The 23810-nt window shown below is 67.4% G+C and carries 19 protein-coding genes and 2 pseudogenes; 10 read left to right on the top strand and 11 right to left on the bottom strand.

Annotated elements, in window-relative coordinates:
- Window positions 1-676 precede the first annotated feature (676 nt).
- Window positions 677-853 (bottom strand): hypothetical protein, encoded by a 177-nt coding sequence (locus I6J71_RS24985; RefSeq protein ID WP_204089080.1) that lies wholly within the window; start codon window positions 851-853, stop codon window positions 677-679.
- A 1330-nt stretch (window positions 854-2183) separates the two neighbouring features.
- On the opposite strand from I6J71_RS24985, the gene I6J71_RS24980 reads away from it, so the two are divergent.
- Complete coding sequence (locus I6J71_RS24980; protein WP_204089079.1) at window positions 2184-4973, top strand: AAA family ATPase; 2790 nt, start codon at window positions 2184-2186, stop codon at window positions 4971-4973.
- 208 nt (window positions 4974-5181) lie between these two features.
- Here I6J71_RS24980 and I6J71_RS24975 read toward each other — a convergent pair whose 3' ends face one another.
- The 8 genes from I6J71_RS24975 to I6J71_RS24940 form a co-directional block, all read right to left on the bottom strand.
- A complete protein-coding gene (locus tag I6J71_RS24975) occupies window positions 5182-6168 on the bottom strand; it encodes a ferritin-like domain-containing protein (RefSeq protein ID WP_204097232.1) in 987 nt (328 codons plus the stop codon).
- A 783-nt stretch (window positions 6169-6951) separates the two neighbouring features.
- Window positions 6952-7131, bottom strand: a complete 180-nt coding sequence (locus tag I6J71_RS24970; RefSeq protein WP_204089078.1) for a hypothetical protein — start codon at window positions 7129-7131, stop codon at window positions 6952-6954.
- On the bottom strand, window positions 7131-7736 hold the full coding sequence (locus tag I6J71_RS24965; protein WP_204089077.1) for a sulfite oxidase-like oxidoreductase: 606 nt from the start codon (window positions 7734-7736) through the stop codon (window positions 7131-7133). The genes I6J71_RS24970 and I6J71_RS24965 overlap by 1 nt, the downstream gene beginning before the upstream one ends.
- 256 nt (window positions 7737-7992) lie before the next feature.
- Window positions 7993-8640: an RNA polymerase sigma factor gene (locus tag I6J71_RS24960; protein WP_204089076.1), complete on the bottom strand. Its 648-nt coding sequence runs from the start codon at window positions 8638-8640 to the stop codon at window positions 7993-7995.
- 1741 nt (window positions 8641-10381) lie between these two features.
- The gene (locus tag I6J71_RS24955; RefSeq protein ID WP_204089075.1) at window positions 10382-11236 is read right to left on the bottom strand and encodes an SDR family NAD(P)-dependent oxidoreductase; all 855 of its coding nucleotides are present in this window, start codon (window positions 11234-11236) and stop codon (window positions 10382-10384) included.
- Between the two features lie 152 nt (window positions 11237-11388).
- Window positions 11389-11610 (bottom strand): response regulator transcription factor, encoded by a 222-nt coding sequence (locus tag I6J71_RS24950; RefSeq protein ID WP_204089074.1) that lies wholly within the window; start codon window positions 11608-11610, stop codon window positions 11389-11391.
- 189 nt (window positions 11611-11799) lie between these two features.
- On the bottom strand, window positions 11800-12753 hold the full coding sequence (locus I6J71_RS24945; RefSeq protein WP_204089073.1) for a hypothetical protein: 954 nt from the start codon (window positions 12751-12753) through the stop codon (window positions 11800-11802).
- Between the two features lie 77 nt (window positions 12754-12830).
- Entirely contained in the window at window positions 12831-14210 is a 1380-nt protein-coding gene (locus I6J71_RS24940; RefSeq protein ID WP_239153894.1) for an AAA family ATPase, read from the bottom strand.
- A gap of 420 nt (window positions 14211-14630) precedes the next feature.
- Between I6J71_RS24940 and I6J71_RS24935 the strand changes: the two genes are divergently transcribed.
- From I6J71_RS24935 to I6J71_RS24920, 4 genes are all read left to right on the top strand, one after another.
- Complete coding sequence (locus I6J71_RS24935) at window positions 14631-15152, top strand: SsgA family sporulation/cell division regulator (protein WP_204089071.1); 522 nt, start codon at window positions 14631-14633, stop codon at window positions 15150-15152.
- A 9-nt stretch (window positions 15153-15161) separates the two neighbouring features.
- Complete coding sequence (locus I6J71_RS24930) at window positions 15162-15473, top strand: hypothetical protein (protein ID WP_204089070.1); 312 nt, start codon at window positions 15162-15164, stop codon at window positions 15471-15473.
- A gap of 497 nt (window positions 15474-15970) precedes the next feature.
- Window positions 15971-17176: a molybdopterin-dependent oxidoreductase gene (locus I6J71_RS24925; RefSeq protein WP_239153893.1), complete on the top strand. Its 1206-nt coding sequence runs from the start codon at window positions 15971-15973 to the stop codon at window positions 17174-17176.
- Between the two features lie 110 nt (window positions 17177-17286).
- A complete protein-coding gene (locus tag I6J71_RS24920) occupies window positions 17287-17991 on the top strand; it encodes a hypothetical protein (RefSeq protein ID WP_204089068.1) in 705 nt (234 codons plus the stop codon).
- Between the two features lie 57 nt (window positions 17992-18048).
- Here the strand turns inward: I6J71_RS24920 and I6J71_RS24915 are convergent, their stop codons facing one another.
- Window positions 18049-18696 carry an RraA family protein gene (locus tag I6J71_RS24915; protein WP_239153892.1) on the bottom strand — a complete coding sequence of 216 codons (648 nt, stop codon included), beginning with the start codon at window positions 18694-18696 and terminating at the stop codon, window positions 18049-18051.
- Window positions 18697-19242: 546 nt separating this feature from the next.
- On the opposite strand from I6J71_RS24915, the gene I6J71_RS24910 reads away from it, so the two are divergent.
- From I6J71_RS24910 to I6J71_RS51050, 3 genes and pseudogenes are all read left to right on the top strand, one after another.
- Window positions 19243-19596: an SDR family NAD(P)-dependent oxidoreductase gene (locus I6J71_RS24910; RefSeq protein WP_204089067.1), complete on the top strand. Its 354-nt coding sequence runs from the start codon at window positions 19243-19245 to the stop codon at window positions 19594-19596.
- A gap of 11 nt (window positions 19597-19607) precedes the next feature.
- Window positions 19608-19751, top strand: a pseudogene (locus I6J71_RS51055) (SDR family NAD(P)-dependent oxidoreductase); the annotation flags it as partial.
- Between the two features lie 94 nt (window positions 19752-19845).
- On the top strand, window positions 19846-20115 hold the full coding sequence (locus I6J71_RS51050) for a hypothetical protein (protein WP_370542227.1): 270 nt from the start codon (window positions 19846-19848) through the stop codon (window positions 20113-20115).
- 106 nt (window positions 20116-20221) lie between these two features.
- Here I6J71_RS51050 and I6J71_RS48795 read toward each other — a convergent pair whose 3' ends face one another.
- On the bottom strand, window positions 20222-20494 hold the full coding sequence (locus tag I6J71_RS48795) for a hypothetical protein (RefSeq protein WP_239153891.1): 273 nt from the start codon (window positions 20492-20494) through the stop codon (window positions 20222-20224).
- 102 nt (window positions 20495-20596) lie between these two features.
- On the opposite strand from I6J71_RS48795, the pseudogene I6J71_RS24900 reads away from it, so the two are divergent.
- Together I6J71_RS24900 and I6J71_RS24895 are read left to right on the top strand one after the other, a co-directional pair.
- Window positions 20597-21546 (top strand): annotated as a pseudogene (locus I6J71_RS24900) (acetyl-CoA C-acyltransferase); the annotation flags it as partial.
- Window positions 21547-22076: 530 nt separating this feature from the next.
- Complete coding sequence (locus tag I6J71_RS24895; protein ID WP_204089065.1) at window positions 22077-22349, top strand: hypothetical protein; 273 nt, start codon at window positions 22077-22079, stop codon at window positions 22347-22349.
- The last annotated feature ends 1461 nt before the right edge of the window (window positions 22350-23810 follow it).

The raw sequence follows: 23810 nt of genomic DNA, 5'->3' as shown, positions 1-23810 counted from the left end.
GCCCACTGCCGCGGCAGGAGCGGGAGCACCCAGCCCCACCTACCTGCCCTCCGGCAGGAGGTCTCGCCTGGTCGCCACTAACGTGCTGCCCGGCGCCGTCGCCGCCTACACCAGTCGCGGCATCTCGATCACCAGCTCCACGCGGACAAGTTCCCAGCTACCTTGACCTCCGCCTGGGTGCACGGGGAGTACTCCCGCCGCCGGTTGAGCCGCCGGGCTTACAGCTTGGCGTGGAGCTCCTGCTCGATCCCCACTGCGTCGTGGCAGAAGACAGCGCGTGCAGGTTGAAGCGGAAGGGCACCGACCCGTCGCGCAACTCGGGCACTCGGTCGATCGGCTCGAGCCGGCGCGTCATCCCGCTGCGGCGTACCGCAGTAACCTTTCCCGGCTGCTCGCGCGACCTGAACAGCTGTTGTAATGGCCGGTGTGAGCGGTCTGGTGTCCTTGACCGTCACCACGCCGGCGGGAGGAGTCTGGCGTACCGGAGCTGTGGTCGACTGGAGCGTTCACCGCGCAGGTCGCGGTCAGGCGGGGATGTCAGCGGCGACGGCAAGGACGACCTCGCCGGCTTCAGCAGGTACCTGAACGAGTGCTACGTGGAGCTGTCGACCGGGTCGGGCTTCCAGCGGCAGCAGGATGGGAACCTGTGCACGAATAGCCTCGACGACAGCCCGTACTACGGGTACTTCCTCGGCGACGTGGACAACGACAGCCGCGCGGATGCCAGCACGGTCCGGCCGTGGGCGTCTTTGAGCCCGCACATACAGGGCATGTTCGCAGCGAGGTCGATCATCGACCCGTACGACGGCGTGGCACGGTTCGAGCCGGGCACGCAGTGGCTGAACAACACCATCGCCGGCAACCAAGGAGTCTGCCGGTGGACCTGGAGGGCGACGGGACACCGACGTGATCGGCTTGGTCGCGGGGCACCCGCTTTGGCGGCCGTCTCGGACGGCACGAAGATGCTGAACCCGTTGACAACGTGGGGCCCGGACACCCTCCGCGGTGAGAAGGCGACGCTGGCGGCGGACGCGACCGGAGACGGCAAGGCAGACCTCATCGCTGTCAACGACGATGTGCACTCATGCGCTCCACCGGTACGGGCTACTCCGCGCCCGAGGTGTGGCCAGGTGGAAACCCGTCGCGGAACTCGGATCGGGGACGGTCGGCGCCGAGGGGACACAGTTTGTCACGCGCAGCGCTGGTGCGGACAACTCCGACCCGCGCACCACGATCACCGACTTCGCCCGGGCGCTGGTCTCCCTCACCGCCGCCGTCGACGGCGCCATCATCGACGGCCGCGACCAACCCGAAACCCAGCTCCGGAATCGGGCCGGCGCTGGCTGCGGACTGAATCTCGATGCTCGCGAAGTGCTCCCAGCTCTGGGAAAGGCTTCCAGCCGAGGGAGTGGCCCCGATGGTGCCTGACGAAGGTCGCGACCTTTCTCGTCGAAGCGTCGCAGGGTAGATGCGCTGCTTACGCAGGCTGCCCACCTGACGGAGCCGATGACGCTCACGCTCGACATGCGATCGACCACGTCCGGTCGTTCCTGGCAGCCGCGCAGTCATCGCCCGAGTTGCCGAGATAGTGGACGAAATAGTCCATAATCACACTGAGCTACGGTGCGCTCTGCGCTGGCAGCAACTAGCCTTCTGGTATGTCGGGTAACCAGAGGGGGTATGCGTCGAGGGTGTCTGGGAGCTGTGCAAGGCGTGTCGTGACGGCGGCAACCACCCTGCGTGCAGGGTCGACGTCACACGACTTGGGCATGGCGCTACGGCTTGAGGGTGAACTGGACCGCATAGACCACATTGGCCGGCTACGAGATGCAGCTTTGAAGAGACGCACCTCCGCGCGCCGGTGCCGACCAGGACGTGACTCGACGCCCAGGCGTTGAATCTTGGAGTGCTAGCGATTTCCGGCGTAACCGTCATGGCGACAGGTTTGCTGAAGTGGCCGCTGAGCTGGTCCGCGGGCCGATGTTCGATATCGAGGATTGAACGGCACTCGCTCACCTTGCGCTGGGTGTGAGGTCTCTTGCAATGAAACTCGTGGGTTCTCCGTTGAATAGTTTGCTGTCTTTGTCTGATTTGGGAAAAGTTGTTCGATATGTGCGGAATGAGGGCGGCAGAAGCAAGACTCGACCTGGTTTGTTTTGCGGCCTCGACCGATCGGAGATGCGGTGAACGGCGGTGACGATCCCGCTCCGGGCCTGTTCGGTCGGCGCCGTGAGCTCGAGGTGCTGGGCGGGGTGCTGGGCGAGGCACGGCGGGGGCGCAGCGCTGTGCTGGTGGTGCGCGGGGAGGCGGGGATCGGCAAGACTGCGTTGCTGGATCACGCGGTCGCGCAGGCCGATGATCTGCAGGTCATCAATGTCGGCGGCGCGGAATCGGAAGCGGAGTTGGCCTTCGCCGGCGTGCACCAGGTGTGTGCGCCGCTCCTGGACCGGCTCGATCGTCTGCCGCCTCCGCAATCCGCGGCGCTGAAAACGGCGCTCGCGCTGGCGGAGGGCCCGCCACCGGACCGGTTTCTCGTCGGGCTGGCCGTGCTGACCTTGCTCACGGATGCTGCTGCCAAGCATCCGCTGGTGTGCGTGATCGACGACGCGCAGTGGCTCGACAGCGCGTCGGTGCAGACGCTGTCGATCGTCGCGCGCCGCCTGCGGGCGGACCCTGTGGCGATGGTCTTCGCCGTCCGTGAGGGCGAGCAGAATCCGGATGTGGCGGGTCTGGAGCGGCTGCCCGAGCTGAGCATCACCGGGCTTGACGACAGTGATTCACGGACCCTGTTGGCAACGACGATGCCCGGCCCGATGGACGAACGGGTGCGTGAACGCATCCTCGCCGAGGCGCGAGGCAACCCGCTGGCATTGCGGGAATTCCCGCGCATGGCGAACCTGCCCGCGTTCACCGGGGGTTTCGGGGTGGCTGGTCACGGACGGCCGCTGTCGCGCCGCATCGAACGCAGCTTCGCTGCCCGAGTGTCCGCATTGCCGGCGGACACTCGGCTTCTCTTGCTCATCGCCGCCGCCGACCCGGTGGGGGAGACGGCGGTGCTCTGGCGTGCCGCCGCACTCCTCGGTATACCGGAAGCGGCCGCGGCACCGGCGGAAACGGCCGAGCTGATCACCGTCGGGGGTCGAGTACGGTTCCGCCACCCGCTGATTCGGTCCGCCGTCTACGAGGCGGGCGGCAGCGCCGACCGCCGGCGTGTGCACGAGGCGCTTGCCGACGCGATCGATCCCGTCGACGTGGAGCACCGTGCGTGGCAGCGCGGTCGGGCGGCGACGGGTCCCGACGAGGCGATCGCGGCCGAGCTGGAACGGGTGGCCGAGCGTGCACGAGCTCGCGGCGGAGTGGCCGCGGCGTCGGCATTTCTGGCTGATGCGGCCGAGCTGACCCCGGATCCCGTCGAGCGCGCCCGGCGCGCTTTGGCCGCGGCACGAGCGAAGCTCGACGCCGGGGCTCCGGACGCGGCGCTGGCGCTGCTCGCGTATGCGCAGGCTGCGCCGCCGGACCTCATGCGCCAGGCCCAGACCGAGTTGCTGCGCTCGCAGATCGCGTTCGCGATGCACCGCGGCCGCGACGCCCCCGCGCTGCTGCTCGCGGCCGCCGAGCACTTGCGTGAGCTCGACCCGCCGCTCGCCCGGGAGACCTACCTCGAAGCGTTGATGGCGGCGGTGTTCGCGGGGCGTCTCGTGTGGGCCGAGGACAGCGCACCGGCCGGGATGGCGCGCGCCGCGCGGTCGGCCCCACCGGCACCCGATCCGCCGCGCGCGGTCGACCTGCTGCTCGACGGGCTCGTGCTGCGGTTCACCGAGGGCTACGCGGCCGCGGCGCCCGCGCTGATGAGGGCCGTGCGGCAGTTCCTGCGCGACTCCGACGCCGGGGTTGCGGGACTGCGCTGGTACGGGCTCGTCGGCCGGATCGCGCTGGACCTGTGGGACCAGCAGTCGTGGGACGACCTGGCTGCCCGGCAGGTGCAGGTCCTGCGCGAGCAGGGTGTGCTGACACTGCTGCCGGTCGCGCTCGCCTACCGCGCCGGCGTGTGCGTGCACGCGGGCCGCTTCGACGAGGCGGCCGCGCTGCTCGAAGAGTCCGGCGCGATCAGCCAGGCCACCGGAGCTCCGCCGCCGCTGTACATCGAGCCGGTGCTGGCGGCCTATCGGGGCCAGGAGGAGCGTGCGCTGCATCTGGTCCGGACGAGTCTGCACAGCGCCACGGTGCGCGGTGAGGGCCGGGTGATCCCGATCGTGCAGTATGCCGCGGCCGTGTTGCACAACAGCTTGGGGCAGTATCGTGAGGCGCTGGCCGCGACTGATTGGGCGGTGGAGCACGACGACATCGGCATGTACGGCTACGGGTTGGGTGAACGTGTCGAAGCGGCGGCCCGTTGTGGTGAGACCGCTATCGCCATGGAGGCGACGGGGAAGCTGGCCGAGCGTGCCGATGCGGCGGGGACGGAGATGGCTCTCGGGGTGGTGGCCCGCTCGCGCGCCTTGGTGGCTCAGGGAGCCGAGGCCGACGGGCTCTACCGGGCCGCGATCGGGCACCTCGAGCGCAGCAAAGTCGGCGTGCTGCAGGCCAGGGCTCAGCTACTCTACGGCGAATGGCTGCGCCGGGAACGTCGCCAGGGTGAAGCAGCCGAGCAGCTGCGGCAGGCCCGTGACACGTTTCGGCGTGTGGGGGCTGAGGGGTTCGCTGAACGCGCCCGGCGGGAGCTCGTTGCTGCTGGGGTAGTCGTGCAAGCACCCCGGGCGTCGGCGGCGCACCAGCTGACCGGACAGGAAACCACCATCGCGCAACTGGCGGCGGAAGGACACACCAACTCCGGCATCGCTGCGCAGCTGTTCCTCAGCGCACGCACGGTCGAATGGCACATGGGCAAGATCTTCGGAAAGCTGGGCATTGCCTCGAGAAGGCAGCTGAAGGCCGCGCTCGCGGAGCGTAACGGACGTCCGGGCCTGTCATGAGGCGCGAGCGAGACGTCGCCCACCCCCTCACGCAGTGACCGGCATGAGAAGGCGAGGTGTGAATCCCGTTCGCGAGACGAAAGGAGTCCGTCGGCGGCCGCGCGCACGCAAGTTCTCAGCGGCCTGCCGAGCAATTCCCATGCCATGACAGTCGACGGGCGCCGGGGCGATGTTCAAGGCGCTCCGGCGCCCGTCTTGGGGTGGTGGATCAGCCGTTGGCGGCGCTGGTGTTGACCTCGCCGTTCAGGCCCTTGGGGAAGAACCCGCCTGAGGTCGCTGCTTTTGGCGTGAGGTAGACGATGTTGAGCACCTGGCCGGGCGAGCGACTGTAGGCGATGCCGTTGGCATCGGCCGGGACGATGTTGACATTGCCCCGGCTGTCGACGACACCCTGGTCGTCGTCGACCGAACCGTCGAGGCTGTCACGGGCGTTGGACAGCTTGACACTGGCTTCCTTCAGGTCGTGGCCGAGGTGGCCTGAACCCGTGAGGCTGCCGCGATGCTGGTAAAGCGCGCTGCGGATACCAGCCGCGTGGTACGCCTCGACCGCGAGGATCCCGGCGGCGGCTTCGAGATAGGTCTTGTTGCTGATCAGGGGCGCGGCGCCCTTGAACGCGGTGACGCCGACGTCTTCGAAGAGGAACGCGGCGAGCAGGAAGTTCTCTTCACAGGCGAAGGCGTCGAAACTGTGGCCGGGCTTGACCAGACCGGCGGCCTGGGCGGCGGCGGTGAAGCTGGACTGCAGATCGATCGGCGGGCGGCTCACCGCCGCGGAACCCAGCGCGGTCCGCAGGAACTGGACGTGGGCCTTCTCGTCCGACGCGATCTCCTGGGCGAACTGGCGGGTCGTCGCGGTCGTGAACTTGACCGCGCGACCACCCGTGACACCGCCGCGGGTCCCGGTGCCGGTGGTCATCGAGTCAGCAAGTCCCTGGCCGGTGACGGCGTGCAAGTAGAACTCGGCCTCGAGGTATTCGAGGTTGAGGGCGAAGTTGAGCACCGCGCTGTCGCTGACCGCACCTGCTGCAGCCGTAGCGGTCGCCGCGGCGGCAGGTCTTGCGCCGAGCCCGCCCAGCGCTCCGGCACCGACGACACCCAAGCCGGCCATCCCCGCCGCTTGCAAGAAACGGCGACGGTCCCGCACGTTCTCGGCACTCCGGGCGATCATCGCCGCGGCATAACGTTTCCCAAACACCGGCGAACTCCTCTCCCACCCGCCAACGGCGGACGGATCCATAACAGACATTGCTGGTTCACGGCCGTGATGGCCACAGACACGACCCTCGCCCGCTCGAGCAGGCGACCGATCACGCATCAGCGACAAGTCCACGAGCACCCGTCGGGCATCCCTGTGCTCTCCCCACCAACAGCCAAACCTCCAGGGAACGCCAGGGCACCCGTCCTCGATCGGACACGCACTGGCTGGTTCGCGCCGCACAGACAGCAGTTCTTACCGACACCGCGCCGATAACCACCGCCCCACCGCGATAACGGCACCCGACGATGACACGCCGCCCGGTCGGCGTCGGCCACCCGGGGTCGCCCGTAGTAACCGGGAATTTGGGGCCGCTATGGCTGGGTAGGCGCCCGGCCAGGGCACCTTGGGGTTTTGGTGGGAGGTTGCCGGCGGTGGCTCCGATGTTCACGGACGAAGAGCTGGACGGGCTGCGGCGGTTCCCTGAGATCGGCCGGGAGGACTTGTTCCGGTTCTTCACCCGGGCCCCGGCGGACGTGACGTTCGTCGCGGCCCGGTCAGGACGACCGAGTACTACGCCCTTGCTGTCGAGCACATGCGCGCGGCTGGGCGCCGCATCGACGACGAGGTCCTGGCCCACATCTCCCCGGCGCACAGCGAAAACAATGACCAGCTCGGTACGAACCTGTGCGAAGCCACGAGGTGGAGCCGCGTCGTGACAGCCGACGAACCGGCCGACGACGAGCGGAGTCTCGCACTGGGCGAGATCCGCGAACTTCTCCTTCACACCCGTCGCGCCCGCTGGGCGTGGTAGCCGTCCGGTGCGGTCAGCCGGACGACGTAGAACTGGCCGGCCCGGTGTGTCCGGGGTTCGGCCAGCCGCAGCCGGAAAGTCTTCGCGTGTGGCGTCTCCGGGCCGATCGCCGTCACGACGCCGGTCTGCCAGGAAGAAGAGGCCGGCATCAGTCCCCCTGGTAACGCTGCTCGAGCCACGGGTCACCGTGGTCGTGGTAGCCGTTTCGCTCCCAGAAGCCCTGCTCGTCCTCGGCCATGAACTTCAGCCCGGACACCCACTTGGCGCTCTTCCAGAAGTACAGGTGTGGCACCAGCAGCCGGGCCGGGCCACCGTGGATGTCGTCCAGCGGTGCGCCGTTGACGTCCCACACCACCCAGGCCCGGCCGTCGACCAAGTCCTCGATCGGCAGGTTGGTCGTGTAGCCGGTGTGCGAGCGCGCCAGCACGTACGCCGCGTCATCGCTCACCCCGGTGAGCTCGAGCAGCGTGTCGATGGAGACCCCGTCGAAGGTCATGTCGAACTTCGACCACGTCGTGACGCAGTGGATGGCGCCCTCGTACCGGTCCGGTTCGAGGGCGTGGATCTCGTCCCAGGTCCAGCTGGTGGGCTTGTCGACGAGGCCGTCGATGGTGAAAGTCCACTCGTCGGTGCTGATCGACGGCGTCGCTTCCGCGTGCAGCACCGGCCATTCGCTACCCGCGTCGTACTGACCTGGTGGCAGCCGCGGATCCCGGCCGGAGCGCTGGCGCCCGACGAAGCCTCTTGTGATCATGATGTGTGTCCACCTTTCTCGTTCGGCTGCGGACCGCGTGAGCGGCCCTGCCGTTTGTGGACGATAACGTCCAGAAGGGACGTCTCGACGTGGCCCGCGTTCGGCGACCAGCGCTTCACGCCTGAGCGGTCGGCGAAATCTTTGTCGCTGACGCCCCCGCGCGTCGGGTCGCCCACGCTGTGCAAACCCGAAGTACCAGACGGACTGTGCAGTCCATCCACGTCGTTCGGATGGCTCGCTCTGTGAGCTTCGGAAATCAGGCAATAAAGTCGTTTGCCACCAGGTAGGCCCGAATGTTGCGTCGGGCGTCGAACATCGACTTGTAGATGGCGTTGCGGTTGGTGTCCAGTCGGGCGGCGAGGGCGTCCATGGGAACGTTGTCGATTGCCACGGCGACGAAGACGGTTCGCTGGTGTTCGGTCAGTACGTTCTCGATGGCGTGGGTGAGGGCGGCTCTGAGCTCGAGAGCTTGGGCCTGGTGGGGTGGCTCGTCGCCGACTGCGGCGCGTGCGTGGTTCGTCTCGTCCTGGTCGAGGGACACGCGGTGGTCGCGCCAGAAGTGCCGGCCGACTTTCGTCGACACCTCGAAGATGACGAACTTGAAAGCCCACGTCTTGAACTGTGCGTCGCCGCGGAACTCCCCGATCTTGTGGGTGATGCGCATGAGCGCATCGGCTGCGGCCTGGTGGGCCAGGTCTTCGAGCTCAGGGCCGCTGATCCGCGAGATCGAGGACCTGCGTGCGGTCTCCCTCCTGGCTATCGTGATGAGCATCGCATAGAGTCGACGGCAGGCATCCTCGAAGTTTGGACTGCCAGGGCTCAATTCCCGGACCCACGTGGCGGACTCGGGGTCAAAACCCCGTCCGCCGGCCAGGACCCGTCCACTGGTTTCCGTCGTGGTCATGGGGACTGTCTTTTCCATCCGGTGTCAGTGACTTGTGCCGTCTGAGTGCGGGACACATCTGCCGTCATGCCGCCTCGCCTTCTCTCCGTTGTCCGTCTTCTCCACCCGCAACCTCCTTGGTCCCCCCAGGAGTGAGCCATCCGGATCCGGAAGTCTCGATGGCATTCACCCGGAGAACGTGGGCGTCGATGCCTGCTTCGCCAGACACACGCGCGCCCCCCGGTTGCGAAGCGATTACGAGGCCGCGTAACCGGATCCGGCTTGAGCCTTCGAACGAAGCCGATGCTTCGAGGCTGAGCGGGGGCCACCGCCGACGTTCCTCGGGCATCCTGGCTCCTGTTTTGGTGGATGATGACAGCCACGCTGGGAGGCGGGCGCAGTGATCGCGGACGAGCAGCTGAGACTCCTCCACCTTCCTAGCTAAACGGGACCAAAAAGTCCAGATGGGTCTCCGAAGACGACCGGTGAAGGTGTCAGGTGAGCGCCACTTTGTAGTGCAAAAGGGCAACGGGGATGGGATCTGCGGCTTGCCCGATGGCTGGTGGTGAAGCGACGGGCCGCGGACCGCCGAGCTGCTGACCCATCCGGGTTTGGCTCTGGATCGCCCAGAGCAACGTCATGCGGGTGCTCGATGACCCTGACGAGCTTGCCGTTCGGGCCTGCGCTGAGGGCGGCTGCGCCATTGTTCGCCCTGTCTGGCAGGTAACTGAAACCCGGTGGCTGCATGTGGTGCGATGACCGCTGTGGCATGTCTCTCCGCGGTGCCACCCATGGAGGCGGCGGGCGATCCGGGGTTGCATGGAGGCCAACGGCTACTGGCCGTTGCGGCGACTGGACCGATCGCGGCAACGGATCGGACTCACCAGAAGCGTGCGCTCTCCACCCTCGTCCCGCACACGCTGGGCAGGGTGGAAAACAGCACCCAGTCAGCCCCGGCTTCGCCGTCTGAAGTGATCTCGAACTGCCACTGTGCCGGGGTGATGAGACGTGCTCGCCCGGTGCCGTTGGCCGCCGTCCTCCAGCTGGACGCCCCTGACAGCGAGCGCGCGGATCATCGACGAATGACTCGCGACGATATCGAACCGGCACCGGGATCCTGACGCGGACACTGCGTTGTGATGCCGCACTGGCGCTTGACCCCCCGCTGGGCCAAGCTCGCTACCGCCGGTCGGATCGACGGTGACGAGCCCGCGACACACCGACGTCGCGAAGTCGAGCTCGTTGCAGCGTCATCCGGCTGCCGGTTGCTCAAGCGGGGGGCCGGCGACGAAGATGGTGACCGAGCCATCGGAGACCACAGTCCTCAGAGGGTCCTTCGGAACGGGATTGTGAGCAGCGTTCGCGTCCGCCGTCGTCGTGGAAAAGCCGGGCGAAACTGGTCCGTCGGGACTGCTGTGGTAGCTCACGAGCACGGTATCCTTCCCTGTGGGTGATCGCCTGGTGGCGGCTGCGGGTGGTCGTCTCTTGCCCCTGCCTCGGAATTGTGTCCGGCCGGATCACCAGAGCCACGGTTCCGAAGCCGCGAGGTAAGCGCACGCTCGGGCGTGTGTGGCGTCGGGGTGGCCATTGCCGTGACCGGTGCCGGATTCGAGCGGTGTGTGCGGCCTGACCCAGCAGGTGTGGCTTTCGCCGTCGTCCCCCCGGCTCTGGATCGCAGACCGGCCCACCGGCCGCCGTGGTGGTGCGCGGTGAAGGCCCGCCGTTGCGGCTCGGACCGGGATGGTCGGATTTGCGCATGGGTTCAGTTCGAGGAGGGGGGAAGCCGATCGAGCCGGCCGGGTTCGAGCAGCGGCCGGTCCGACGGCCGGCCGACCAGCTCGATGATCTTCTGCACCAGCTTTTCGTCGGTCGCGCGCGAGCGGCGCAGTGCTCGACGGGCTTGATGTAGTAGCTGACTCGAAGCTCCGCAGTAGTCTGCGGCTGCGGCGATGTCATCGGGCCACCCTGGGTCTTCTGGTGAGCCCTCGTCCGGCACTGAGGACGCGGGCACGAGCAGATGACTGTCGATGCCGAACCCGGTGAGCTCCATCGCGTAGCTCTTGGCCATTAGTTCCTGCGCTGCGCAGGTTGCGGAGAACGGGGCCAGGTAGGGCGCCGCGACAGCGGAGAGCGACCGGCCGAGCCAGATCATCATGCCACTGCGGCGTTGCCGCATCTGTGGCAGCACGGCGCGGTTGACCCGCTGGGGGAACACGACGTTGAAGTCGTAGAGCTGCGAAAGCTGGTACGGCGTGAACGACTCGATGGGGCCCAGTGTTGCCGGACCCACCGTGTGCACGACCGTGTCGATGCGACCCGATTCCACTGTCACCGTGTGTACGGCAGCGTCGACGGAATGGCGGTCCTGCGGCAACAGCTTGACTACTCTCAGGCGGACCGAGTTCTTCCGGCCGTATTCGTCCAGCTCGTTCATGAGTCGCGTACCGGTGTCACCAGTACTGTCGACCCCTGCGTAGACGACGTGGCCTGCGTCGGCGATGGCCCGGACGACCAGCTTACCGACGCCGGCGGACGCCCCCGGGACGAAGACGACCTTGCTCTGCGGAGCAGCCGAATGCTGATCCGAGGGCGACCTACCGCGCGTGTACCAGGGCACGCTGATCAGTGTCGCCCTTCGATGGCGCGCTACGCATCAGTCAAATGACCGCGACCTGCGGTGCGGGAGTAAGTCATGGCCACCGCGGGCTTCATGGCCTCGTCTCTCTGATGGAGAATCCGCTGTGGACAGACCGGCAGGCGCAGGTGGAATCACGAATCGGACAGCGCCTCGAGCGCTTCACGCAGCATTGCCCGCGAGGTGATGCTCAGTTTCGGGTACAGCTGGTACAGGTGCGCGCCAACGGTCCGGTGAGAGATATGGAGCCGCTGTGCGATCTGTTTGTTGGTCAGACCCGATGCGGCGAGTTCGGCGATTTCCAGTTCCTGGGGCGTGAGCAGCCGCTTGACTGCCGGCCCACCGTGCCGTGGCACGTCGATGCCAGTGGCTCGCAGCTCCTTGGCGGCGCGCTCTGCCCACGGCCGAGCTCCAAGCTCTTCGAATGTCGCCAGCGCGGCCCTCAGCGGTTCGCGCGCTCGCTCGCGAACGGTTTCGCCTCAGCCGCTCGCCATGGACGAGGCGTACGCGGGCCAGCTCGAAAACGCACCGATCGGTGCCGGGAATCACCAGTGCCTTCTCGAATAGCCGCACGGTCTCGTCATCGCCCCTGGCGCACATCGCGGCCGAATCCGCCGCCAGGAGGGCGAAGCGGGGCGACAATTCAGCCATGTCGGATTCGTTGACAGCCGCCAGATAACTGGTCGCTTCGTCGTGCCGGCCGGTGTGAACGGCGGCCTCCACCAGATCCATGGCCAACCACAAGGCGTGCGGCACATGCGGGGCCAGGGTGCCGGCCGTACTGATCGTGCTGGCATACCGGTACGCGGCTTCGAAATCGGCGTTGCCCAGCGCCGCCAGGGTTCGTGCGTGATTGGCATAGCAGGCGGCGACACGCACCCCCCCCGCGGCGCGGCCCAGCTGGTGATCCGACCCGTCAGCTCGCCGCAGAGTTCCCCCTCTCCGCGTACGCCCGCGATCAATGCCTGCACGGCCCAGAAATACCAGGCGAAAAACGCGTAACCGTAGGTCGCGCAGAGCATGGTGCCTTCATCGGCCAGCTCGAGTGCCTCGTCCCACTTGCCGTTCACGTAGTCGTCCATGTTCAGATGGAACAAGCCGCCGAGGTGCCGACGGACCGATCCGCCGTCCCGGCCGAGCCGGACGACCCGCCAGGACGGCTCACGCAGGTCACCGAGCCGGTCGACGTACAGGCAGGCCGTACCGCTCCTGATGATCCGACCCGGATCGGTCTCGTCCGCCATGTCCGCGAGAAGTGGCTGGAGCTCAGCGACTCCGGAGCGGCCCAGCCGGGCCGGGTCCGCGACCGTCTTGTACAACGCCGACAGCAGCGGTGGGACGGTGGGCTTCAAATGAGCGATTGCGGAGGAGACCGGCCTCCAGAACTCGGGGCGGCCGCTGTAATGCGACAGCAGGACCGGCAGGTACAGAGCCTCGATGAGCGCTTCGTCCGTGGCGTCGTAGCTGTGCGTGCCGGAATCGATGGCGCCGGCCAGCAACCGGTGTGCCGTGGCGACATCGCCGTCCCGGTTCAGGATCAGCTGGGCCGCCGCGGCGGCCGAGTGGAGGGTCCCCGTCAGCTGGGGATCGGCGCGCCGCGCCCCCTCCAGCAGTTCCGACGCGCGGTCGAGAGCCCGGCGACTTCCGCACTGATGTACGCCGCTTCCGCGAGCCGGCGGCTACGGGCGGGGGCGGACGGGCTGAGCTCCCCGGCACGGGTCAGCGCGCGCACCGCCCCCACCGCGTCTCCGCGTCGCAAGATTCTCCGCGCCGCTTCTTCGAGGAGGCTCGCGACCTGGTCGTCCGGTTCCAGCGTCGCCTCGCTCAGATGCCAGGCCCGGCGCTCTGGTCGGCCGACCAGGACCTCAGCCGCGGCCCGGTGAGCGGCGCGGCGCTGGCTGCTCGTCGACAGCTCGAACAGGGCTGAGCAGATCAACGGGTGGCGGAAGCTGAGGTGGTGGGAAGCCTGGTCCACGCGGACCAGTCGGGCTCGTTCCGCCGCGGCGAGGTCATCCAGGTCCGCGTCGTCGGGCAGGCGTCGCGCTGCCGCCTGAAGCGGCCCGAGATCACTGCTGCCGATGAGGGTGGCCAGCAACAGCAGGCGCTGCGTCTGTGGAGGCAGTTCGGCGAGGCGTGATCCGAACAGCGCCTGCAAACGCTGCGTGAGCGGCAGCACTTCCGATAGCTCCTCGGACGCCGCGCGCTGAGCACCGTTCAACGCTGCCGGAAGCTCGCGCAGTGCCAGAGGGTTGCCCTCGGCGCTGTCGAGGATCCGTTCGCGTGCGGCGCCGACGAGCCCCGGGAACCGCGCGCTGACCAGCTGGGACGCGGTGTCGCGACCAAGGGGCGGAAGTACGTACTCGGGCAGGCGTCCGCGCTCGAAGAATCCCTCGGAATTGAGCCGCATCGCTGCCAGGAAACTGATTCGGGTGCCGGAGAGCCGGCGCGCGATGAAACCGAGCACTACGGCGCTCGCCCGGTCGATCCACGGCAGGTCGTCGATGACCAGGAGCAGCGGCCGGTCTCCGGCGACCGCGGTCAGCAGGACGAGCGCCGCATTGGACACGACCAGCCGCTCCGGTGGCGTCCCGGTACCGAAGCCCAGCGCCACGCGCAGGGCGTCGCGATACGCGTCGTCCAGCGTGTCGAAGGCGTCCCGGAGCGGGAAGAGGACCTGGTTGAGGCCGGAGTAACTCACATCCGCCTCGAACTCCGCCCCGGCGGCACGCAAGACCAGACCACCCTCCGCCGCGACGGCCGCTGCTACGGAGTCCAGGACGAGCGACTTGCCGACCCCGGCTTCACCCAGCAACAGCAGTGATCCACCACCGTCTCCGGTGCGGAGCAAACGACGGATCCGGTCGAGGTCGCCACTGCGACCGACCGGAGTCCCACCGTCGGACCGAGGCGCGGGGACCTGAGTCACGGGACCATGCTGTCCTTGCCCGCACTGCATCCCTCAACCCCTCAACTCCCGGCCCCGGTTACCGATGCCGGACACTGTCCTGGCACCGCGCCGGTAGGTATCGTAGCCGTACCCGACGGGCGCTGACCATAGACTGGACCATCTGGTCCGATTTCTGTACCGTGCGCGACACCTGTGATCACGCTTCTGCTTGCGTAGGGGAGTACGTATGCGACCACCGTCAGGGTCTAGGTCATCCGTCACGTACCACGCTCAGTGATGGTCAGGTCTGGTGACCAGGGGGGGGTCCAGGCGGTCAGTGGCAAATGACTTCGAGTCGCGTGACCGATGTGAGTCACCAGGATCCTCGGGAGGATGGGGTGCGCCGGAGCCGTCCTTCGACCGGTGACCGGCAGCCGGTCCTGGCGATGCCCGTCCGGCTGAAATGCCTACTCCAGGAAGGAATCAAACGTGGCCGGTGAATCGTCCAACAGATGCGGCGAGCATTCGGTGGGTTGCTTCGCTCCACTGGGCAATGCGTATCCATCGCGTTCTGCGCATCTCGTTGCGCATTCCACCGACTCCGGACCAGGCGAACCCTCGATCACCCCACGTCTACCGGCTGGTGGAGCGCCCGCTGAGGATCCCCTTGAACGCGGAGTTCGAGTACAGCTTTGCCGATCCTTCACCGTCGCGGCGACCCTGGAACCGAACGGGGAGCCCAGGGTCACGTGGTACCTCTCCCGCGACCTTCTCCGATCCGGTCTGCACGACAAGAGCGGGGCCGGCGACGTGCAGGCGTGGCCCATCGTCGTCGCCGGACGGCCTGAGCTGCACCTGCGCCTGGCGTGCCGGCAAGTCGTGGCGGTGTTCGAGCTCGATCTTGACCAACTGGCCGCATGGCTCGAGGAAACCTACGAGGTGGTGCCATCGGCTGAGGAGTGCAGATACGTGGACTGGGACGCTCATGCGGCAGACCTGCTCAGCTGGTGACCTCCTGGCGTGAACTTCCAGACCGGATCGGCGAAACACGTCTTTTCCAGCGAGGAACGCAAGCATGGGCGGAACAACGAACGCCCTGGTATGGACCGCTGCCCCGGTGCACTGTACGGCAATCTGGCCGCCCTCGAGCGTCAGGAGATGGCTGTTCCCGTGCAGGCGCAGTGGCTGGACAACGTCGCATGCTGCACATGCCGGAAGGTCACCCCACAGATGGTGGCTTTTCGTGACGACGTCCCCGGCCGGTTCGCGACGAAATGCCGCATGTGCCACGTGTGGAATCTCAGGGATGCGGCATGGCGGTGGCTGGGCTGATGACTGTCCCGCAACTCGTGCTCGCGCAACCTCACCGTGAACGTCGAGGCAATCGTGTCCCGCCGAGCCGGACAACCTTCACGACGAGCCCTCCACAGTGGAGGTTCTCGTCACCCGAATAGGTTCTCTCGAAAGGATTTCGTTGCGGGACGCTCCCGAAGGCGCGGGGCGACGGGACGGGAGCGGCGAGGATCGCTATGCTTCGCGACAACCGACTTTCCCTCTGGCGGGCCATAATACCCGCATCCGGCGGTCGATGCCGGACGACAGTGATCAGCTCAATCCGACGAAGGAGGTGCAGGCTGCGGCGGTGCACGCCCTGCCTGTCGTCTATGGTACCCAGCGCGTCTCCGCCTCCCGATCTTCCTGAAGCCGACCCGGCCGCGACCGAGCCGCCCGGGCAGGACGCCGATTACGGGTTTCCGGCGGCCCTGTGGCGGGCCGTGGGGAGGCACCGGCCGCCTGGTCTCGGCCGGACACGCGCTTGGCGCAGTCCCTTGCGTGGGCCGTGGCTGACGTCGGTCTTCGGCGCGGTGCTGCTGGTGATGCTGCCGGTGGTGATCCTTACGGGGCTGCTGGACTACATCGCGTACGGCCCGCAGTTCCGGCAAGCCTTCCCCGTCGACGTCGGCTGGCTGCACTTGCCGTTCTTCGACTGGCCGACCCGGCCGTCGTGGTTGTTCCGGCTGACCGAGGGTCTGCACGTCGGCCTCGGTCTCGTGATGATCCCGGTGGTGCTGGCGAAGCTTTGGTCGGTGGTGCCGAAGCTGTTCGCGTGGCCACTGTCGCGGTCGATCGCCCAGCTGCTGGAGCGGCTGTCGCTGGTGCTGCTGGTCGGTGGCATCCTGTTCGAGATCGCCACGGGTGTGTTGAACATCCAGTACGATTACATCTTCGGGTTCAGCTTCTACCGCGCGCACTACGTCGGGGCGTGGGTGTTCATCGGGGCATTCGTCTCCCATGTCGTGATCAAGCTGCCGAAGATGGTCAGGGCGCTGCGTTCGAGGTCGCTGCGGGCGGAACTGCGCACGTCTCGCGCCGAGACCCGGCCTGAACCCGTTGACAGCGATCTGGTCGCCGTCGCGCCTAAAGCAGCGACCATCAGCCGTCGGGGCGCGCTGGGGCTCGTCGGTGGCGGGGCGCTGCTGGTCGGTGTACTCACCGCCGGGCAGACCATCGGCGGGTTCACCCGCAGCTGGGCGTTGCTGTTGCCGCGCGGGCGGTCCTACGGTGACGGGCCCAACGACTTCCAGGTCAACAAGACCGCCGTCGCCGCGCAGATCACGGCCAGGGACACCGGTCCGGCGTGGCGGTTGTCGCTGCTGGGCGGTCCACGTCCCGTTCACTTCGACCGCGCCCAGCTCCTCGCGATGCCCCAGCACGCCGCCACGCTGCCGATCGCCTGCGTGGAAGGGTGGTCCGCAACGCAGGACTGGTCGGGGGTCCGCCTCCGCGACCTTGCTTCGGCGGCCGGCGTGCCGGATCCGGAGCGGGCGATGGTCGTGTCCTTCGACGCCGGCTCGTTCGGCCGTGCCACCCTGCAGGGCAACCAGGTGCTGGACCCCGATGCCTTGCTGGCCTTGCGGGTCAACGGCACCGACTTGTCACTGGACCACGGCTTCCCGGCCAGGGTCATCGTGCCGGCCCTGCCGGGGGTGCACTGCACCAAGTGGGTCAGGTCCATCGAGTTCCGGAGCCGCTGACGATGCGTACAGTCCTTTCCCGCGTCCGTGGGTTCTACGGCGAGAACCCCCTGCACCTGCTGGTACTTGTCGTCTGCTTCGCGCTGGCCGGCTTCGCCGCAACGCACGAGGTGACCGACCGCCTCTGGCCGTTGGCGCTGACCTGGTTCCTCGCGGCCGTCCTGGCCCACGACCTCGTCTTGTTCCCGGTGTACGCGCTGCTGGACATCTCGTCGGCGTCCGTGCTGAGGGCGTTGCGCGGGCACCGGCGCAGTTGTGCGCCGCCACGGGTGCCCGTGCTGAACTACATCCGCATTCCCGTCCTCGGCACCGCGCTCACGTTCTTGTTGTTCCTGCCGGGCATCATCGAGCAGGGCGCGATCGCGTACCAGGCGGCCACCGGTCAAACTCAGGAGCCCTACCTTGCCCGTTGGCTTCTGGTGGTCGCGGCGATATTCGCAGTCAGCGCGGTGGCATACGCGATCCGGTTGTACGTCAGCGGTATTACGGTGCCTGCTGTGCCGGCAACAGTCCGAGCCATGTTCGAGAAGGGAGAACACGTTCTTCTCGTGGCGGACGGGCCCTCTGCCCCCGTCGCGGTTGTCGCGACGTCGGCGGCTCTGTACCGTCCGGCCGGCGACCGACCGGGGGCGTGGCTACGCACGCCGTGGCACGATCTGGCCGGCCTGGAATCGCGAGCTGAAGGTGTCGTCATCCGGTTCGCGCCGGCAGCGGGGGCACGGAGTCGTTCGCAGATCGTGTCTCTCACGTCTCCCGCAGAGCTGATCGCCGTGGCGAAGAAGCTCGTCGCCGAGGGAGCGGGGAGTTCCTCGTAACGCTCCGGCCGGTGTGTGCGGCGTCCGGGCCGGGGTAAGCGAGTGCGTCGTGGGACATCAGCGCGATGGCCGGTCCTCCTCGCGTATCGAAACCAGCGCGGCGTTTTCTTCGCGCTCGATCTCGCGGGCGATCGCGATCGCTTCGTTCACGCTCCCGCCAGGAATTACGACCGCGCCGGCCCGGTCGGCGAACACGTAGTCCTCTGGGACGATGCGCACGCCGCCGATTTCCACCGGGACGTTCGCAGCAGCCGGAGTGACGGTGTCCCCACCCCACCGGGTTGCCTCGCCGCCGCAGAATGTGGCAAAGCCCCACTCGGCGAGCTGGTCGAAGTCGCGCAACCGGCCGTCGGTGAGCACCCCGGCCAGCTCGTTGTTTCGTACCCGGGAGAGCTTCGTGCCGCCCCCGTGAGAGGCGTCGGGGTAGCCGCCGTGGGTCATGACCAGGACCTTGCCCTGGGGATTCGAGCCGACGGCCCGGTAGAACCAGTCCGCGAACGCAGGCCCGTTGACGTCCTCCAGGTCCTGACGGTAAGGCAGGAACGAGATCGTCACCGCAGGGCCGAACAGGACCAGGTCCGGGCGGGGACTGACCAGGCCCATGATGTGCGCGCGGTGGCTGTAGAGGCGGCCGACGGCATCGACGAGCGAAGCCGAGGCGAGTCCGGCGACGGACGGCAGGTCAGGCTGCTGCTTCTCGTTCACGCTTGTCCGCCCTTGCCCCGGTCGGAGATCAGGACACCGCTTCGGGGCCCCAGGAGGCCGCACCCCCGCCGCGTGTGTCGCCTGGCAGAGCGCCGGCAGCGGCTGTGCCGAGTGATTCGGCGCCGGCCGACGACCGGAGAGCCGGCCGGGGCCGGATCAACTCGGTGGCTGGTTGTTTCGGCCATCACCTCACCTGCTTCGGTTGGTTCGGCCGCAATTATTCGTCGGATTGCGACGGAAGTCATCCTGATGTCGTCTCCGTCGTGGAGACGAGACGGGTCACCGGCCCGGTGAGCCGGACAAACTCGCCGGCGAGCCGACTTCCCTGAGCCCTGTCATCTGCATGTCCCAGCGTCACTGTCGTCGGGGTCGCAGCGGAGGCGGCTCGGCAGTCGGTAAGAACCGCCGTCCGCTCGTCACGAAGGTTGTGATTGCCGTTGCGGGAAGTGCCTGGCGTCGCGATGCAGTGAGGGAGGGGCCGACTGTCATGAGCGAGCCTTTTGAAGGCAGGAAGGTCGTCGTGGTGGGTGGCAGCGGTGGCATGGGGTGGCTGCGGCCGACCAGGTGGTTGCCGCGGGTGGTGCGGCCGTGATCACCGGCCGGGACAAGGACAAGCTCCGGAAAGCGGTCGAAGCGCTGTTGCGAGACGGGAGAGCCTGGGGCATCCATGGGGCCCTGACTGATCGTGGTCAGGTCCCTGAGATCCGCAAGCAGCTCGCCGCCGACCACGCCGGCCCGACCTTGCTCGTCAACGCGGCGGGATTCGTCGTCCCGAAACCGTTCAGCGAGCACGACGAAGCCTTCTACGACTCCTCCAACGACCTGGACCGCGGGTTGTTCTTGATCACGCAGACGGTCGTCGCGGGCATGGTCACCGGGGCCGGGGTGGCGCCATTGTGAACATCGGCTCGATGTGGGCTCGCCAGGGCATCGCCGCGTCGCCGCACACCGGCTACTCCGTGCAGAAGGGTGGCGTGCACTCGTTCACCAAGGCCCTCGCGATCGAGTCGGCGCCCCATGGAATCGAGTTCAACGCGGTCGCTCCCGCGGTCGTCAAGACAGCCCTGTACCTGAACATCGTACGGGCGGAACAGCTCGACGAAGCCGTCGACAGCTTCGCTGCGATCCCCGCTGGAGCGGGTTGGCACCATGGAGGACATCACGAACGCGGTGTCGTTCCTCCTCGCCGACAAGTCGAGTTGGCTGACCGGCGCCATCGTCGGTGGCGACGGCGGTGTCATCGCCGGCCGCGGGTCCGGTGTGTCGCCACCAAGGCACAGAACCAGATCGCCGTCGTCATCTTCTTCCCGGACGAAGGCGGAACCTGCCGGCCATGGATTTGGCAAGAGCAGGAAAAGCACTGAACAGGACAATGAACTGTGTCAAACCGATACGAGTACGACGGCTGTCATTCGGTGATCGTGGCACCGCGCGATGTCATGCTGCTCGAACGGTGTGCCGAAGGTGGCGTCCGAGATCGTGGAATGCTGACGGTGGTGTGTGTCGGCAAAGTGGGGTACGTGGGTCAGAGGAGTTCAGCTTCGTCGAATTCGCGCAGCGCTCGCAACAACGCCTCGTGATCCGCCCAGCACGCGCTGCATGATTGCAGATGCGCCATCAGTCCCAGGAAGATATCGGCGGGGTTGTCGCCACTGGCGGTCATCTCGGCATAGGTGTGGAGCGCGTCGAGGGCGAGGTCGCAACCGATGTCGCGCGGGTCGGTTCGAAGGAGCTCATTCAGTGCGTGCCAGTTGTTCATGCCCTGCCTCTGAGTCGCGATGTCCCGTATGATCGTCACGAACCGGAGGTGTCCGGTACGGCGGTTTTGGACAGAGGGGCTTGGACCATTAGCGCGGGTTCGTCGGTGATTCTTACGAGGAGGGAACCAAGTGCTTGGTGCTGCGGGTCGAGCCTGCAGACCACCCGCATGGCGCTGCACGCGATCAAGGCCGGTGAGGGCGACGTATTCATCTCCGTCGGCGTGGAGACCGTCTCGCACGTCGTCAAGGGCAGCTCGGATTCGTGGCCGGACACCCCCAACCCGTTCTTCGCCGACACCGAGAAGCGCACCGTCGAGACTGCGCAGTCCGGTACCGCGACAGCCGGCACAACCCCGGGAGGACGGCTTCGTTGCTGATGTCTTCCTCGCGATGGGCCAGACAGCCGACACCCTGCGCAGCTCAAGGGCACCAGATGGGTGGAGATGGACGAGTTCGCCGTCCGCTCGCAGCACCTGGCGGAGAAGGCGATCGCCTGCGGTTTCTGCGCCGAGGACAGCACACCGGTAACCCTGCCGGACGGCACCGTCGTGACCAAGGACGATGGCCCGCGCCGCGGCGTCACGATGGAGGGCGTCGCCGCTCTCAAGCCGGCGTTCCGGTCGGACGTCCGCGTCACCGCGGGCAATTGCCCTCCGTTGAACGACCGTGCCGCCGCGCTCGTGATCATGAGCGATACCAGGGCAAAGGACCTCGGCATCACGCCGCTGGCCCGCATCGTCTCGACCGGTATCACCGGGCTCTCCGGAGATCATGGGCTACGGGCCGGTCGAGGCTTCGGGACAGGCGCTGCACCGGGCCGGGATGTCCATCGGGGACGTCGGCCTCGTCGAGATCAACGAGTCCTTCGCGGCGCAGGTTATTCCGCCCTATCGCGACGTCGGCATTGACCTCGACAGGCTCAACGTCAACGGCGGGGCGGTCGCGGTCGGTCACCCGTTCGGCATGACCGGCGCGCGGATCACCTCGAGGCTCATCAACTCGCTCGAGCCCCACGACAATCAGTTCGGCGTCGAGACCATGAGCAGGGGCGGCGGTACGCGTGGCGATGGTGCTCGGGCGCCTGAGCTGAGCCCGTGTACCAAACCCAGACACGTCTTCGCGCACGCGGCGGCCGCGGGCTCGGCGTCTGAGACCGCGCCCTGGCCGTTGATGCCAATCTTCTATTCTTCAAGTACTGCCCGTTCGCTACTCCGCGATCCGAGGCCGGTCCGATCGCGGAGCTGTTCGGAGTGGCTCGAGGCACTCCGCTGTCAGCGCGACCGGATGCCGGGGTGTTTGTTGTCGAGCGCACGGGCGATCGGTTCCGTGGCCACGCCACGGTGCTGACATTCAGGGTCCACCGCGACCGGATCATCGAGACCTTACCGGCCGTAATGGGTAAACCCATCGTGCGGGCGCCATCGCGCCCAAGCCACGCGGTGCAGGTCTCGGCCTTCTCACCCTTGACCACGTGGATGTCGAGATTCGTGTACTTGTCGGTGTTCATGCCATGACGGTGACCCGGATCCAGCTTTTCTTACTGGTGAGCATCACCGACGAGCGGACGCCAATCGTCCAGGTTCACGGTTTACAACCCGCTTCACCGGGCACCCGGGGTTCGTGGCGATCAACCAGAGGACGACGATCTCGAGGCAAGACCTGGGCAGTCGTGCGCTAGTGGACGAGTTCCTTCGCACCCCTCCGCAGGATGTCGGATGCGACCTGACCATGGATGCACTCCACTCCTACGCGGAGATGACGGCCGCCGGTGAGAACCCCGAGGAGCTTTTCGCAGGGCTGGCGGTGCATTTGCAGTCGTGTCTCGCCTGCGCGGGGGATCACGAGGCCCTATTGCGCGCGGTGCGCGAATTCGGGGGCGATGAACTCCTCTGACCGTGGTGGTTCGGTTCCCTTCTTCTGGATGCCCCGGTGTCAGGACGGTGCGCCTTGGCGGGAGCGTTCGTACAAAGGGGAGGTGCGCAATCCTGAAGACACGGTTCCACGGCAACACCGTCCACGCACGTCGACTGGCCGTGCCCCATTTTCTGGGACGGCACCATGTGCGGCGGGCGGGCGCTCTCGTGGGTCGACGCCGCAACGGGATCGGCGTGGGCACGGCGGGGTGTCCTGCTCGACATCACGAGGGTTCGCGATGTGCCGTGGCTGGAAGCGGGTGAGGGGCGTCTCCCCGGGGATCTCGAGGAGGCCGAGCGTCGCCGGCGTGTGCGAGTGCGATCGGTCCGGCGATGCGGTGCTCCTGCGGACCGGCCATGGCCGCATCCGGCACGAGGCCGGCGCGACCGCTCTGGTCGGCGGCGACACCCCACGAGATTCAGCCGTCGGGGATGAAGACATGGCGATGCCGGTTCACACGGTGGTCCTCGTGGCGATGGGGCTGTAGCTGCACGGCGACTGCGACCCGGAGGCGTGCGCGGCGACGGCCGCCGAACTCGCCCCAGCGGCACTTCCACCTCGCAGTCGCGCCGTTGCGCGTATGCGGAGCTGGACGGCGTCGGCTCCGCCGTCGATGTTCTCCATGACGAGACTCTCGGGCTGATCACGATGTCGAGCTGAGACGAGAGCCTGGCCGACGCTTTCACCGCTGCCTTGCTCGCGCGGTTCTGCAAGTAGTTGGGCGACCGAGTCGTCTCCTCGGCCAGCTGCGCCGAGTTCGACATCACCGGCGCCTTGTCCCGCTGAGCTGCGGTCCGCCTGCCAGGCCTGGTCACCGGGCTGGAGCCCGAGAATCCTGCGGGGTCGTGCACAGCCACGCAGGCGATGGCGATCGGTCAGCTCACCTTCTTCGTGCCCTTGGCGTTGATCGGCAAGCCGCTGCCGTGGTTCAACTGTTGATCACCAACGGCAGGGATCCTTCGCGACGTGCTGCGCGGCGGCGCGGTCGCGCTGGTAGGCCTGGCGCGGCCACGTCAGCGTGCGCGACACGGCCGGGATCGACGAACGCGCCGTCCGCCGCGGCCAGGGTGAAGAACCGGAGCAAGTCCTCCCAGCCGATTTCCGGGAGCCGCCGCAGCACTCGAGCTCCTCGTCCGTGAACACCGGAGCGCCCACCGGCATCCTCCCACCAGAATTCCAGAGCTCCTCAAAGATCCCCTGGTCAACGGCCTACCCAGCCATATCCGGCCGATTTGTCCCGAAAAATTCCCAGACCGGCCGTTGTCTGCGCGGGCGCGGTGGAGCGGCGCGACTGAAGAAGGTTGGTCGGCCGCTTCTGGGTGCGGGCAGCGGGATGTGCCGTGTTGCGAATAGTCGCCTTCGCCCTCGAACGGGTGTAGGCAAGGTGTGAGCGAAATCCGTCCGTGCGTGGAGGTGTCGGATGGGGTAGACGGGGTGCTA

This window comes from Amycolatopsis sp. FDAARGOS 1241 (assembly GCF_016889705.1).
Lineage (GTDB): Bacteria > Actinomycetota > Actinomycetes > Mycobacteriales > Pseudonocardiaceae > Amycolatopsis.
This window is presented reverse-complemented; position numbering and strand designations above follow the sequence as displayed.

Excerpts from the sequence above, each read along its gene's own strand:
- I6J71_RS24985 (WP_204089080.1), bottom strand. The coding sequence starts at position 853 with ATGGTGTTGTTCAGCCACTGCGTGCCCGGCTCGAACCGTGCCACGCCG.
- I6J71_RS24970 (WP_204089078.1), bottom strand. The coding sequence starts at position 7,131 with ATGCCGGCCTCTTCTTCCTGGCAGACCGGCGTCGTGACGGCGATCGGC.
- I6J71_RS24965 (WP_204089077.1), bottom strand. The coding sequence starts at position 7,736 with ATGATCACAAGAGGCTTCGTCGGGCGCCAGCGCTCCGGCCGGGATCCG.
- I6J71_RS24960 (WP_204089076.1), bottom strand. The coding sequence starts at position 8,640 with ATGACCACGACGGAAACCAGTGGACGGGTCCTGGCCGGCGGACGGGGT.
- I6J71_RS24940 (WP_239153894.1), bottom strand. The coding sequence starts at position 14,210 with ATGCAGTGCGGGCAAGGACAGCATGGTCCCGTGACTCAGGTCCCCGCG.
- I6J71_RS51050 (WP_370542227.1), top strand. The coding sequence starts at position 19,846 with ATGGAGGACATCACGAACGCGGTGTCGTTCCTCCTCGCCGACAAGTCG.